The 15172-nt window shown below is 36.4% G+C and carries 11 protein-coding genes; all 11 read left to right on the top strand.

Annotated features, from left to right (window positions below):
• The first annotated feature begins 35 nt into the window (after nucleotides 1–35).
• From gltB to sppA, 11 genes are read left to right on the top strand one after another with little or no spacing between them, the layout of a single operon-like run.
• Nucleotides 36–4445, top strand: a complete 4410-nt coding sequence (gltB, locus tag HY04AAS1_RS06095) for a glutamate synthase large subunit (RefSeq protein ID WP_012514248.1) — start codon at nucleotides 36–38, stop codon at nucleotides 4443–4445.
• Nucleotides 4427–5614, top strand: a complete 1188-nt coding sequence (locus HY04AAS1_RS06090; RefSeq protein ID WP_012514247.1) for a sigma-54 DNA-binding domain-containing protein — start codon at nucleotides 4427–4429, stop codon at nucleotides 5612–5614. The genes gltB and HY04AAS1_RS06090 overlap by 19 nt, the downstream gene beginning before the upstream one ends.
• A complete protein-coding gene (locus HY04AAS1_RS06085) occupies nucleotides 5611–6666 on the top strand; it encodes an aminopeptidase P family protein (protein WP_012514246.1) in 1056 nt (351 codons plus the stop codon). The genes HY04AAS1_RS06090 and HY04AAS1_RS06085 overlap by 4 nt, the downstream gene beginning before the upstream one ends.
• 44 nt (nucleotides 6667–6710) lie before the next feature.
• Nucleotides 6711–8285, top strand: a complete 1575-nt coding sequence (gene cimA, locus HY04AAS1_RS06080) for a citramalate synthase (RefSeq protein WP_012514245.1) — start codon at nucleotides 6711–6713, stop codon at nucleotides 8283–8285.
• A 52-nt stretch (nucleotides 8286–8337) separates the two neighbouring features.
• Complete coding sequence (gene ilvB, locus HY04AAS1_RS06075) at nucleotides 8338–10092, top strand: biosynthetic-type acetolactate synthase large subunit (RefSeq protein WP_012514244.1); 1755 nt, start codon at nucleotides 8338–8340, stop codon at nucleotides 10090–10092.
• 10 nt (nucleotides 10093–10102) lie between these two features.
• Nucleotides 10103–10654 (top strand): acetolactate synthase small subunit, encoded by a 552-nt coding sequence (gene ilvN / locus HY04AAS1_RS06070; RefSeq protein WP_012514243.1) that lies wholly within the window; start codon nucleotides 10103–10105, stop codon nucleotides 10652–10654.
• Between the two features lie 25 nt (nucleotides 10655–10679).
• Nucleotides 10680–11891 carry an HDOD domain-containing protein gene (locus tag HY04AAS1_RS06065; RefSeq protein WP_337954065.1) on the top strand — a complete coding sequence of 404 codons (1212 nt, stop codon included), beginning with the start codon at nucleotides 10680–10682 and terminating at the stop codon, nucleotides 11889–11891.
• Complete coding sequence (gene hemE / locus HY04AAS1_RS06060) at nucleotides 11891–12934, top strand: uroporphyrinogen decarboxylase (RefSeq protein ID WP_012514241.1); 1044 nt, start codon at nucleotides 11891–11893, stop codon at nucleotides 12932–12934. The genes HY04AAS1_RS06065 and hemE overlap by 1 nt, the downstream gene beginning before the upstream one ends.
• Nucleotides 12903–13547: a dienelactone hydrolase family protein gene (locus HY04AAS1_RS06055; protein WP_012514240.1), complete on the top strand. Its 645-nt coding sequence runs from the start codon at nucleotides 12903–12905 to the stop codon at nucleotides 13545–13547. Before hemE ends, HY04AAS1_RS06055 begins: the two co-directional genes overlap by 32 nt.
• On the top strand, nucleotides 13547–14314 hold the full coding sequence (locus HY04AAS1_RS06050; RefSeq protein ID WP_012514239.1) for an indole-3-glycerol phosphate synthase TrpC: 768 nt from the start codon (nucleotides 13547–13549) through the stop codon (nucleotides 14312–14314). Before HY04AAS1_RS06055 ends, HY04AAS1_RS06050 begins: the two co-directional genes overlap by 1 nt.
• On the top strand, nucleotides 14308–15156 hold the full coding sequence (sppA, locus tag HY04AAS1_RS06045; RefSeq protein ID WP_012514238.1) for a signal peptide peptidase SppA: 849 nt from the start codon (nucleotides 14308–14310) through the stop codon (nucleotides 15154–15156). Before HY04AAS1_RS06050 ends, sppA begins: the two co-directional genes overlap by 7 nt.
• Nucleotides 15157–15172: the final 16 nt, after the last annotated feature.

Here is a 15172-nt window from a genome sequence, read left to right as displayed (position 1 = left end):
TATAATATTTGTCTACAATGTTTGGAGGTAAGCTAATGCAAGAAAAAGACTCTTGCGGTGTCGGTTTTATTTGCGATGTAAACGGTAAAAAATCCAATAAGATTGTAAAATATGGTATTGAAGCTGTCAAGAATCTAACTCATAGAGGAGCGGTTGGTGCTGATGGTAAAACCGGAGACGGTGCTGGCATACTAATACAAATACCTCATAAATTTTTCAAAAAAGAGATAGATAGGCTTGGTTTTGAGATATCTTCTATAGAAAACCTTGGAGTAGGTGTTTTATTTTTGAAAAACAACGATACATCAAAAGTAGAAGACATAGCCAAAAAAATGGGCTTTAAACTGATAGGTTTTAGAGATGTGCCCATAGATAAATCTGCCCTTGGTAAAAGTGCCCTTGAGACGATGCCTGTTATAAAACAAATACTTCTTGATTTGGAAGGCATAGAACACAAAGAGCTTGCTTTGTATTTTCTTCGTAAAAGCCTAAAAAAAGAGCTTAAAATATACATACCTTCTTTGTCTTCTAAAACGATGGTTTATAAAGGTATGTTTGTGGCTTATCAGATAGATCATTTTTACAAAGATTTGGAAGATGAAGATATAGAATCTTCCATATGCCTATTTCATCAAAGGTATTCTACAAACACGTTTCCAAACTGGAATCTGGCACAGCCTTTTAGATATTTAGCTCACAACGGCGAGATAAACACCATAAACGGCAATAGAAACTGGATGATGGCTATTCAATCTGAGCTTTACCATAAGCTTTTGGAAGACAACATAAAACTCATAAAACCTATAGTAGAGTATGATGAAAGTGATTCTGCTTCTTTGGATAAAGTTTTTGAGCTTTTAGTATTAACAGAGTACCCAGTAGAACACGCTATCAATATGCTAATACCACCTGCTTGGGAAAACGATGATACGCTAAAAGATGATATAAGGGCATTCTTTGAATACAAATCTTTACTTATGAAACCTTGGGATGGACCAGCTGCTATCGTATTTACAGACGGTGTGAAAGTAGGTGCTCACTTAGATAGAAATGGACTAAGACCCTCAAGATACATAATCACAAAAGACAACATAGTAATACTTGGTTCTGAAGTGGGCATGGTAAATATAGACCCCAAAGATATAAAAGAAAGCTCAAGACTTTCTCCTGGTGATACCATCCTCATAGATACTCATTCTAAAAGCCTAAAAACCACCCAAGAAATACTAGAAGGTATATCAAAGAAAAATCCATACAAAAAATGGATAGAAGAAAATCTGGTAAGGCTTGAGGATATCATAAAAGATAGAACATTAGAAGATGAGCATGTAGACAAAGATATACTTACACGCTTACAAGCTTATTTTGGATATACTACAGAAGAGCTTAAAAATCAAATAGACTACATGGCAAAGGAAGGTAAAGAATATACATTCTCAATGGGGGACGATACACCGCTACCTCCTTTAAACGAAAAGCCGGTGCTCATATTTAGATACTTTAAGCAAAGGTTTGCTCAAGTTACGAACCCTCCTGTAGATTCTATAAGAGAACGCTTTGTTATGAGCTTGAAGATGAATTTAGGGCATAAGAGAAACTTTCTCATAGAAACTCCGGAGCATGCCAGAAGATTTCAAATAGACTCTCCGGTGCTTTTGCCATATCACATAAAAGCCATAGAAAACCAGAAAAATTTTAAAGTAAAGCGCATATCCTTATGCTATCCAAAACATAGAAGCGATAATATACAGGCCCTTCAAGATTTAAAAGGTTTCGAAAGGGTTTCAGATATATTGATGGACGCTGTTTATGAAGGTATACCTATTGTAGACTTAAAAATAGGTTTAGAGGTTCTTGCTCATTTAGTAGAGCAAGCTGTAAAAGAAGGTGCAGATATAATAATTCTTTCCGATAAAGGTGTTGATGAAAAAAATGTAGCTATACCAAGTCTTTTGGGCGTTAGCGCATCTGTTAGACATCTTGCTAAGCTCGGTTTATCGCAAAAGGTAAGCTTTATAGTAGAAACCGCTGAAGTAAGAGATACACATTCTCTTGCATGTCTTATAGGATACGGAGCATCTGCGGTTTATCCATATCTTCTTTACGAAACCTTGTATCACACTTATCCTGAAAACTACGAACAGATGTTGAAAAATTATAAAAAAGCCCTTGAAGATGGTATTCTCAAGATAATGGCTAAGATGGGTATAGCTACTTTAAACTCTTATCAAGGGGCTGAGATATTTGACTCCGTATGTCTTAACAAGGATTTTGTGGATGAGTATTTTACGGGCACTCCCGTTACGTTAGAAGCGGATGGTATAGAGCAAATAGAAGAATCTATTATAAAAAGACATGATTTTGCTTTTAACAGCGAAAAACCAACCCTTGATTATGGGGGTGATTTGAAGTTTAGAAAAGGCGGTGTTTACCACGCTTGGTCTCCTCATGTGGTAAGAGCTCTTCATAAGTATTTGGAAACCCTTGATTATAAAGATTATCTTGAATTTTCTAAGATCGCCAACGAAGAGCATCCAACGTTTATACATCATCTTTTGGATTATAAAAAAGCTAAAAGCCCAATACCTATAGAAGAGGTAGAACCCGAAGAAGAGATACTAAAGCGTTTTGTTACAGGTGCTATGTCTTTGGGAGCGCTTTCTCCAGAAGCTCATGAAGTACTTGCAATGGCTACCAATATGCTTGGTATGAAATCAAACAGCGGTGAAGGTGGAGAAGACCCAGAAAGGTATTTTACCGAGAAAAACAGCGCTATAAAACAAGTGGCTTCTGGTAGGTTTGGCGTGACACCTACTTATCTTGCTTCTGCCACCGATATAGAGATAAAAATAGCACAAGGGGCAAAACCCGGTGAAGGTGGTCAACTTCCTGGTAAAAAGGTAAGTCCCTACATAGCTAAGATAAGATATGCCCAAGAAGGGATAACCCTCATATCACCACCACCTCATCACGATATATACTCTATAGAGGATTTGGCACAGCTTATAAACGATCTTAAAAAAACAAATCCAAAGGCTCGTATATCTGTAAAGCTTGTTAGTGAATCTGGCATTGGCACCATTGCCTCTGGTGTTGCAAAAGCTTATGCTGATATCGTACAAGTGAGTGGTACCGAAGGAGGTACTGGAGCATCTCCTCTTAGCTCTATAAAAAATGCTGGTAACTATTGGGAAATAGGTCTTTACGATACCGTAAAAACCCTTATGGAAAACGGTTTAAGGGATAGGGTTAGCGTAAGGGTAGATGGTGGTTTTAGAACTGGTAAGGATGTGATAATAGGTGCTTTGTTGGGTGCAGAAGAGTTTGGTTTTGGTACCGCTGCCATGATAGCAGAAGGCTGCGTGATGGCCCGTCAATGCCACCTAAACACATGTCCTACAGGTGTGACTACCCAAGATGCAAAGTTAAGAGCTAAGTTTAGTGGAACAAAAGAGGGAGTGGCTGCTTATTTTAGGGCTTTGGCTAAGGAAGTAAGAGAGATACTCTCATCTATGGGATATAGAAGTCTAAACGATATAATAGGTCGTCTTGAGCTTTTACAACCAAAAGAATCTCGTTTAAAATTAGATGTGTTTACAAAAGGCTATCCAAAAGATGCTCCAAGGTTTAGGACCTTTGAAAGAAACGACAACCCTGAAAAAACTTTAAACGATTTTATAGCCGAAGAATTAGAAGAATTTATTAAAAGCCAAACACCAGTTGAAAGGTATTACAAAATCACAAACATAGATAGAAGCGTAGGGGCTACCATAAGTTATTATACGGCTATTTATCATAGGGATAAGGGCTTGCCACCGACCACATTGAACCTTTATTTTGAAGGTGTTGCAGGTCAAAGTTTTGGAGCTTTTAACCACAAAGGTATAAACTTATTTTTAAAAGGTATGGCAAACGATTATGTAGGAAAGGGAATGCACGGGGGCATCATATCTATAAAGCCGTTTTATTATGCTGATAAACCTTTTGTTTTGGCTGGAAACACGATCCTTTACGGAGCCACCGGTGGTGAGCTTTACATAGCTGGGTCTGTGGGTGAACGTTTTGCCGTTAGAAACAGTGGTGCAAAAGCGGTGGTAGAAGGAGTGGGTCATCATGCACTTGAGTATATGACCGGCGGCGTTGTCGTAAATATAGGGAATTTTGGCTACAACGTAGGTGCTGGTATGACTGGCGGCATGGCCTATTTCTACGACAAAGAAGGGGTTTTGGAAAAGCATATAAACACATCTTACGTACTGGTGCAAGATATAACCGAAGAAGATATAGAGCTTATAAGGTCTATGCTTGAATCCCATGTAAAATATACAGATAGCCCTAAAGCTAAAGAGATATTAGAAGGTGGATTTGATGCTTTTAAAAAGATTATGCCGATAGAGCTTTGTGTGAGGTCAGAGAGTTCAGACGAATGTGTCCAGAAGGTATAAACCTAGATCAAAAGCTTGAAAATAAGATAGGTTTAAACCTATTTCTGGTACTAAGTCAAAATGTTGAACTTCTACAAGATACTGCAACAGATTTAGAGCAAGAGCTTAAAGTAGAAGAGGAGCTAAATCCTTTCTTAAAACTAAAAGTACTAAAACCGCCGAAAAAGTTTTTTATAAACAAAGAAGACTACACCCAAAATATAGCTTACTCTTACTCTTATAAGGAACATCTCATAAAGGCTATAAATGAAGAGCTAGAGGGCATAGAGAAAGAGATAGCCAAAGAAATAGTTTATTCTCTTGATAGTAGCGGTTTCATATCTCTTGAGACGTTAGAGGATATAAAAAATCATTTTGGCGTAGATTGGGATATCGTAGATGATGCCAGGGCTTTTGTGATGGAGATAGAGCCCATAGGGCACGGGGCTTTGAATCCTTTTGAGTACATGGAACTTCAGATAAGGACTTATTACAAAGACAAAAAAGAGTATATAAAATATTTAAAAGATTTAGAAGAAAGGAAAAAAATACCTAAAGAGGCTATGGAGTTTTTCTCGAGTCTCAAAAAAACGCCCATTCAGATAGATAAAACAAACCTTTTACCCTCTAAAGTGGATATTGTAATAGAAATAGATCAAGGGGAGATTTTATACGATATATTTGATAACTATGTAGAGATTTCTCAAGAAAATATAGAAGAAAGCTTAGAGGACAAGGAGCTTGAAAGATATTTAAAACAAAGGGCTAGAAGGTTTGTAGAGGCTATAAACTTAAGAAGGAAGTTTATGAAAGAGCTCACAAAGATTGTTGTAGAAAGACAGCAGGACTTTTTTTTAAAAGATAAACCTCTTAAAAGCTTGATGCTAAAAGATGTGGCAGGTGAGTTTGGTATTTCTATATCCACTGTGTCAAGGCTTGTAAATTCAAAGTATGTAAAAACGCCAAAAGGAGTGTTTAAGTTGAGGTCTTTTTTTGTAAGAGAGAGCGTATCCTCAAAAAGTCAAGAGGAGATACTAAACATGATAAAAAAACTTATTCAAAACGAAGAAACTGTATACACCGATAAAGATATAGAAGAGATTTTAAGAAATTACGGCATAAATATATCAAGGCGCACAGTGGCAAAGTATAGGGCAAAGCTTGGTATCGGGAGTTCTAGAAAAAGATGAAAGATATTTTAGAAAAGTTTTATGGGCTTTTAAAAGAAAAACATATAAATAGCTTTTTAGTAACCTACAAACCAAATGTTTTATACCTATCTAAGTTTAAATCTTCAAACGCTTATGTACTTTGCTTGGAAGGTGAATTTTTCTTTTTTACAGACTCAAGGTATGTACAAGGGGCTAAAGAAAAGATAAAACATATGGAAGTGATAAATATAGAGGGAGATTTTATAGAGTTTATCTCAAAGTTTTTAAAAGCCAAAAACATAGATTCTATACACATAGATAAATCCATTTCTTACGCTTTTTACGAAGAGCTTTCAAAATATCTAAACGTATCTTTTGAAAAAGACCCTACTTTTTTACTTAGAAAGGTAAAGTCAAAAGAAGAGATAAACACCATGAAAGAAGGTGTTAAAAAATCCGATGCTGTTTATAAAAGGCTTCTTGATTTTGTAAAACCTGGTATGAGCGAGAAAGAGATAAGAGATTTTATAATCTGTGAGTTTTTAAAAGAAAAAGCCCAAGAAGAGAGTTTTGATGCCATAGTGGCCAGCGGCAAAAACTCAGCTGTGCCTCATCATGAGACTTCTTTTGATGTTGTAGAAAAGGATAAGCCTCTTTTAGTGGATATGGGGCTTATGTGGGGCCATTATGCCACTGATTTTACAAGGACTTTTCACATAGGTAAGCCCTCAGATGAGTTTTTAAAAGTTTACAACATCGTAAAAGATGCTCATCTTTTTGCCATAGAAAAAGCTAAATCTGGTAATATTCTAAAAGATGTGGATTTGGCGGCAAGGGATTACATAGCATCAAAAGGATATGGGGATTATTTTACACATTCTACTGGGCACGGGGTTGGTCTTGAAATACATGAAGATCCAAGAGTTTACAAAACATCAGAGGATGTTATAGAAGAGGGATATGTATTTACCATAGAACCGGGTATATATTTACCAAACCACTTTGGTGTAAGGCTTGAAAACATTGTCTATATAGAAAATGGATATCCAAAGGTTATGTCTTCTATAAGCCTTGATTTGGTGGTTTTATGATTTATATTTTAAAATCTTGAAAACTAATATATATAATATATTTTATGGAGAAAGTTTACATTTACGATACGACGCTAAGAGATGGTTCACAATCGGAAGGGGTAAATTTTAGCATAGAAGATAAACTACTTATAACAAAACACTTAGATGATTTTGGTATAGATTATATAGAAGCTGGCTGGCCTGGTTCAAATCCAAAAGATACATTTTACTTTGAAAAGATTAAAAATGTATCTTTAAAACATGCCAAGATAGTGGCTTTTGGTTCTACAAGAAAAAAAGCTCTAACAGCCTCTTCAGATCCTCAAGTTTTATCGCTTTTAAAAGCTCAAACACCAGCTATTACCATATTTGGTAAATCTTGGGATTATCATGTACTAGATGCTATAAACACCACCTTAGAAGAAAATCTAAATATGATATACGATACTATATCTTTTTTGAAAAAAGAAGGAAAAGAAGTTATATTTGATGCGGAGCATTTTTTTGATGGTTTTAAATCAAATAAGGATTATGCTTTAAAAACGATAGAAGTAGCTTTTGATGCAGGGGCTGATTGGGTGGTGCTTTGCGATACCAACGGCGGTACGCTTCCTTTTGAAATGATAGAAATATTTAAAGAGGTGTTTGATAGGTTTAAAAATGCAAACATAGGTATACATGCTCACAACGATGCAGAGTGTGCAGTGGCCAGCTCTCTTATAGCTATAAAGATGGGCTGTAGACAAGTGCATGGGACTATAAACGGCATAGGTGAAAGAACAGGCAATGCAAACCTATGCTCTATAATACCAGCGCTTTCTTTAAAGATGGGATTTCAAACTGTGCCAGAGGAATCTTTGAGAAATCTCACAGAGCTTGCAAGGTTTGTATCAGAGGTATCAAACGTACCGCTTCCAAAAAATATGCCTTATGTTGGAGCAAGCGCTTTTGCTCATAAAGCTGGTGTGCATGCTTCAGCTGTTAGTAAAAAAACTGATATGTATGAGCATATAAGACCAGAGCTTGTGGGAAACGCACGTAAGATTACCATATCTGATATGGCTGGTAAAAGCAACATACTTTATAAACTAAAAGAGTTTGGTCTCAGTGTAGATGAAAACTCTCCGGATGTTATAAAGCTTGTGGAGCATATTAAAAACCTTGAAAAAGAAGGATATGTGTTTGAAGCTGCCGATGCCTCTTTAGAACTTCTTCTTAAAAAGCATTTTGGTATTGCAAAAGATTATTTTGAGTTAGATTTTTATAAAGTGGAAGTTTTTAGTAAAAATCACGAGGAGCTCTCAGAAGCTACCGTGAGGATAAAAATAGGAGATACTTACCAACATACCGCAGCTTTAGGAAATGGTCCTGTAAACGCGTTGGATAACGCCCTTAGAAAAGCTTTGATAGATATCTATCCGAACCTTGAGTCTTTAGAGCTAATAGATTATAAGGTTAGGATAGTAAATGAAACTGAAGGGACATCTGCAAAGGTTAGGGTGCTTATAGAATCCACTGATGGGGTCAGAACTTGGGGTACCGTAGGAGTCTCTTACAACGTTATAGATGCCTCTTGGAAAGCCCTGGTGGATAGTATTAGTTTTAAGCTTCTGAAAGATGAAGAAGAAAATTTATAGTTTTTTAAAAAAAGCGTATTATATTTAAGAAATATTGTTGGAGGTTTTGGCTATGGAAATGCGTAAAGGAGCCGATGTTGTTATTGAGACGCTTTTAAAAGAAGGCGTTGATGTTATATTTGGTATACCTGGTGGTGCAAATATGGAAATATACGATGCTTTATACAGGATAAATAAAATAAAACACATATTGGCAAGACATGAGCAAGGTGCTGGACATATGGCAGAAGGATATGCCAAAGCATCTGGAAAAGTAGGTGTAGCTTTAGCTACATCAGGGCCCGGTGCTACAAACCTTATAACTGCAATAGCGGATGCCTATATGGATTCTGTGCCAGTGGTATTTTTAACGGGCCAAGTACCTACGTTTTTGATAGGAAACGATGCTTTTCAAGAGGTGGATATAGTAGGGATGACAAGACCAGTAACAAAGCATAACTTCTTGGTAAAAAGAGTAGAAGATTTACCTCTTATTATAAGACAGGCTTTTTACATAGCAAAAACCGGAAGGCCTGGGCCTGTTTTGGTGGATATCCCAAAAGATATAACCCAAACTATGACAGACGTAGAGATACCTTCTGATGAAGAAGTTATAAACTCTTTGCCAGGTTATAAGCCTCACATAGAAGGAAATCCTCAGCAAATAAAAAGAGCTGCTCAACTCATATTAGAAGCCAAAAGACCAGTGCTTTACGTAGGTGGCGGGGCGGTAGCAGCAGAAGCGAACGCAGAAATCGCAGAACTTGCGGAGCTTATGAAAATACCAGTTACCACCACAAATATGGGTAAAGGAGCTTTCGACGAAAGGCATCCGCTTTCTTTAAGGATGCTAGGTATGCACGGCACATATTATGCCAACATGGCAGTTTACCACTCAGACCTTCTTATTGCTGTAGGCTCTCGCTTCGATGATAGGGTCACTGGTAAAGTGGATGAGTTTGCTCCGTTTGCCAAGATAATACATATAGACATAGACCCAGCCTCTATATCGAAGAATATTACTGTGGATGTACCTATAGTAGGTGATATAAGAAGCGTTTTGGTAAGACTTATAGAGGAGATTAAAGGTAAAAATTCTAAGATAGTGCACGAAGAAGAAAGAAAAACATGGCTTGAACAAATAGATGCTTGGAAAAAAGCTTACCCGTTGTCTTACAAGCCTTCTGATAAGGTTGTAAAACCACAGTTTCTCATAGAAACTATATACGATGTGACCGAGGGAAACGCTATAATTACTACAGGAGTAGGACAGCATCAAATGTGGAGCGCTATGTTTTATAAGTACTCTTTCCCAAGGCAGTTTATAAACTCTGGTGGACTTGGTACAATGGGCTTTGGTTTGCCAGCCGGTATAGGTGCAAAAGTTGCGAAGCCAGATAAGGATGTTTTTATAATAGATGGAGATGGTTCGTTTTTGATGACGATGCAGGAGCTTATAACTGCAGCTCACTACAACATACCTATAAAGGTAATAATATTAAATAACGCTTATTACGGCATGGTACGTCAATGGCAAGAACTTTTCTACAACAAAAGATACTCTGAAGTTGATTTGTCTTTCCAACCAGATTTTGGAAAACTCGCAGAAGCCTGCGGTGCTGTAGGCATGAGAACTGACAATCCGAAAGAGCTAAAAGATGTATTGTTAAAAGCAAAAAACGTAAACGATAAACCTGTGTTGGTGGAAGTGATAGTAGATAGAGAGGAAAACTGCTTACCTATGGTACCTGCCGGAAAAAGCTATAAGGATATGTTATTGTCCGATGGCAAGAATGTAGAAGCTGAAACAATGTATTTAGTAGGATAAAGGAGAAGAAATGGAGGCAATAAACGGAGGACCTAAAAGAGAGATTAAAAAGGGCGAGACCAGAAGGCACATCATAAGCATATTAGTAAACAATGAATTTGGGGTTTTGGCTCGCATAGCAACTTTGATTGCTGGTAAAGGCTATAATATAGAAAGCCTTAGCGTAGGCGAGACCTCGGAAGCAAATCTATCACGCATAACGATAGAGGTAAAAGGTGATGATATAGTTATAGACCAGATGATAAAGCAGCTAAGAAGATTGATAGATACGGTAAAGGTAAGGGATTTGACAGATATGCCGAGGGTTGAGAGGGAACTTATGCTTATAAAATTACATGCTCCTTCTCATAAAGAAAGAGACGAGATACTTAGGATAGCCCAGATTTTTAGAGGCAAAGTGGTGGATATTTCTCAGGACAGCATAATGATAGAGCTAACAGGAGATAGTGAAAAGATAAAAGCTTTTTTAAACTTAGTAAGACCTTTTGGTATAAAGGAGATGGCCACCACTGGAAAGATCACGTTAAAAAGAGAGTCTGTTTTAGAAGAAATACAAGATTAAAGCCGAATATATTATAATGTTATACATGTTGGCTACTAAATTAAAAAGAGAGTCTATTGTAAAGAGGGATTTTTCTACCTTTGGCTATAAGTTTTCTTTAGAAAGTGAAGATGAGTTTGTTCAAAACGATGCTGCTGTTATTCTTAGTTCTCTTATAGAGTTTGATTTTAGAAAGTTAACCCATGGATTTAGCACTTTTATAGACGTAGGAATAGATGTTGATTTTATATACAACGATTTCCTTCCACGCGTTGAGAAAGACATGAAGCTTGTTTGTATCCTTGACTATAGAAAACTTTCTTTTTCTTATACGTTAAGCTATATAGAAGATGTCTTTGAAAAATTAAGTGTAGAGAATATAAGCACATGTGTTTTCAATTTTAACCCTGGGGAATCAGAAATATCCGATAATATTTTAAAGAGAATATCTTTCATAATGGTGCCAGTATCGGTAAATCCAGAGGTTTATGCTCCTTATGTAAACATGGGTATTAGCCTCATATGTAAAGATATTAACTCTATGGAGGAAATGGACATAGCTTTAAAGAATGAACTATTTTCCTACTATATGGGTTATTATATAGAATCTCCTAAAAATTTAAATATAAACAGGATTGAAAAACCATCTTCTATGATAACGGAGCTCTTTATAAAGTTAAGAACACCAGAAGATTTAAAGGAGGCTATAGATATAATAAAAAGATCACCAGAGCTTACTTTTAGCATATTGAAATTTATAAACTCCGCTTTTTTTCCGATACCCTCAAGGGTTTCATCTGTGGAAGCGGCTGTGACTCTTCTTGGATTTAACAATTTAAAGAAATGGGTAAACTTGGTATTTTTGTCTTCTTCGGTGCCAAATCCAGCTAAAAATGTATATGTGGAAAAAGCTGTAGCTAGGGCCTATTTTATGGAAAAAGTTTGTAAGCTTATAGATAGCACAAAAGCACCCACAGCTTACATGGCGGGTATTTTATCTTTCATGGATGTGCTTTTGGGGAAAAGCTTTCAAGAGATATTTGAAGATATACCTGTTTCTCCGGATGTGGCGGAAGCCCTTATAGAAGGAAAGAGCATATTTGCAGAGCTTCTTGATTTGGTGAGAGCTTTTGAGTTTCAAGACAAAGAGAAGATAGATTTTTATGTGTCAAAATACAATTTAAATAAAGATAGGGTTGAGAGAATTTACTTAGAAGCCCTTTACGAGTACGATAGATTTATAGAAGCTATACGTTAATGAAAAATGATATTTTTCTTAAAAGCCTAAAAAAAGAGCCTATAGCAAGGTATCCGGTTTGGCTAATGCGTCAAGCGGGTAGATATTTACCAGAGTATAGAGCTATAAGGCAAAAATACAAAAGTTTTTTGGATTTTTGTAAAAATGTAGAAGATGCAGCTATTGTATCCCTTCAGCCGGTGGATATACTGGGTGTGGATGCTGTAATCATGTTCTCAGATATCCTTGTATTGTTAGAACCAATGGGTATAAAAGTCTCCTTTGAGGCTGGGGAAGGCCCTGTTTTGGACCACAATTTTGATTTTAAAAACCTAAAATCTCAGGGTATATCTGGTGATCTATCTTATGTTTTTGAGCTTTTAAAAGTATTAAAAGAAAAATCTCCGGTGCCTGTGATAGGTTTTTGCGGAGCGCCTTTTACGTTGGCCTCTTATGTGATAGAAAAAGAAAGCTCAAGGGATTTTACCAAAACAAAGGTATTTATGTATGAAAACCAAAAAGATTTTCACATCTTGATGGAAAAGCTATCAGAAGCTCTTGTAGAGTATATAGATCATCAAATTAAATCTGGGGCTGATGTAATCCAAATTTTTGATTCTTGGAGTATGAGTTTATCGAGATTTGCTTACAAAGAATACGTGTATGATTATAATGCTTTTATTATAAAATCTATAAAACAAAAACATCCCAACACCCCTATCATATACTTTTTTAGAGGTTCTTCTTCTCATATAGAGGATGCTGTTGATTTAGGCGCTGACGCTTTGAGCGTGGATTGGAGTGTTTGCATAAACGATGTCTGTAAACGCTATCCGGATTTGGTTTTCCAAGGCAATTTAGAACCTCAGATACTTTTGTTAGACAAAGAAAATATAAGAAAGCATGTGGAAGAATTTGTGATGTGCATACCAAGGGATACTGCTTTTGTGGTAAATCTAGGGCATGGTATAACCCCAGATGTATCTAAAGATAATGTAAAATATTTTGTAGAATGTGTGAAGGAGGTGTCTTATGGGAAAAGAAATCTCTTTAAAAAATGCTAAAGCTTATTTGTCTGGAGAAGGTAATAAAGCTATTATAGTCCTTCATGAATGGTGGGGACTTGTGCCACATATAAAAGATATAACAAATAGGTTTGCAAAAGAAGGTTTTTTAGCTATAGCCCCCGATCTTTACGATGGTAAAACCGCCGATAACCCAAACGATGCGGGAGCTCTCATGCAACATCTATTTTCAGATTTATCAAAAGCAGAAGATACAATGAAAGAAACGATAGATTATCTAAAATCCCAAGGGGCTAAAAAGATAGGTCTTACAGGTTTTTGCTGTGGTGGGACCCTGACATGGTATTTTGGCAAATACGCCGATGCTTTGGTGCCTTTTTATGCTCTTTATCAACTTGCTCCCATTGATTTTTCTTCTATAAAAGCACCTGTTTTAGCTATACACGCTGAGAAAGATGAGTTTGTGCCCCTTTCTGATGTAGAAAAAGCCAAAGAAGAGTGTAAGAAGCATGGTATAAAAGCTGAGTTTATCGTATATCCAGGTGTAAATCACGCTTTTCTAAACGATACAAGGCCAGAGGTTTACAACGAAAAAGCTGCAAAAGACGCCTGGGAAAAGGCTGTGAACTTTTTCAAAAAACATCTTAGCTGATGGGCTTTTTAGAAGAGATAGTAGAGTATAAAAAGAAAAGCTTAAACAAGTCCTATAGTTATTTTGATGAGCTTTTGGGCAGGATAAAAGAGGCAAAGCCTGTCTTGTCTTTAAAAGAGAGTATACTATCATCAAAAGCTATAAAAACCCCTATCATAGCCGAGATAAAACAAGCATCCCCTTCTATGGGTCGTATAAAAAATGTTGATATAAAAGATCAAGCTTACATATATCAAGAAGCTGGGGCTTGCGCTATATCGGTCCTTACAGAAGAGAAATTTTTCAATGGAAAACTTAGTTTTCTTGAAGATGTAAAAAGTGTTGTAAATATACCTGTTATGAGAAAGGATTTTATAATAGATCCTCTTCAAGTATATGAGGCAAGGGCTTATAAAGCCGATGCCATACTTCTTATAGCAAGGATTTTAGACAAATATCAGATTGAAGATATATCTTATGAGGCAAAAAAGCTTGGTTTAGAAATATTGATGGAAATTTTTGAAGAGCATGAGATAGAAAAGGTAAAAGAGTTTGAGATAATTGGCTTAAACAACAGAGATTTGGATACTCTTGATATAGATATCAACAAAAGCAAAGAGATGCTTCCTATTTTAAAAGATTATACAAAAGCTGTTTTGATAGCAGAAAGCGGGATATCTTCAAAAGAAGATATTGAGTTTTTAAAAGGATATGACGGATTTTTGGTGGGTACATCCATTATGAAAGAAGATGATCCAGCCAAAAAACTGAAGGAGCTTGTATGGTAAAAAGAGTGCTTATATTTTTAGGTGTTATATTTGTCTTTTCGCTTGTTTTTGCGTTTTTAAATAGAAGATCTCCAAATATAGCGATAATAAGAGTAAGAGGTGTTATCTTAAACCCACTTCCTATAGAAAAACAGATAGAAAAAGCCCAGAAAGACCCAAATATAAAAGCTCTTGTGCTAAGAGTGGATAGCCCGGGTGGGGCTGTGGGAGCAGCTCAGGAAATCTATAGAGCCTTAGAGATATTTAGAGCCCATAAAAAGCCCATCGTAGTTTCAATGGGAAGCTTGGCAGCCTCTGGCGGGTATTATATATCTGCCCCTGCAAACTACATATACGCAAACCCTGGCACTCTTACAGCCAGCATAGGCGTTATCATAGATTATCTAAACTACAAAGACCTACTTAAAAAAATAGGTGTAGAACAAGGGGATATAAAAACCGGCCAATACAAAGATATCTTGGTGCCTTGGAAAAAGCTTTCAAAAGACGATAAGGCCTATCTTCAATATCTTATAGATAACACCTATGAGCAGTTTATAAATGCAATACTGGCTTATAGGTCCAATAAAATCTCAAAACAAGAGCTTTTATCCATAGCAGACGGTAGAGTTCTAACGGGTGTTCAGGCAAAAGAAGTGGGTCTTGTGGATGGTATAGGAAACTTAGAAGATGCTATAAAAAAAGCAGCAGAGCTTGCCCATATAAAACATCCTGTGGTAGTGTTTTATAAAAAGGAAAAACCTTTCTTGAAAGAGCTTATGGAAAGCTCCTTTGGCGGGACTTTGGATAAGTTTGAGCTTATGGCACCGATCCACACCATGTATATGTTTCAAGGCTTTTGATATAATATATAATTTA

The organism is Hydrogenobaculum sp. Y04AAS1, assembly GCF_000020785.1.
GTDB lineage: Bacteria > Aquificota > Aquificia > Aquificales > Aquificaceae > Hydrogenobaculum.
Note: the sequence above shows the minus strand (reverse complement) of the source record. Positions and strands in the feature narration are given on the sequence as shown.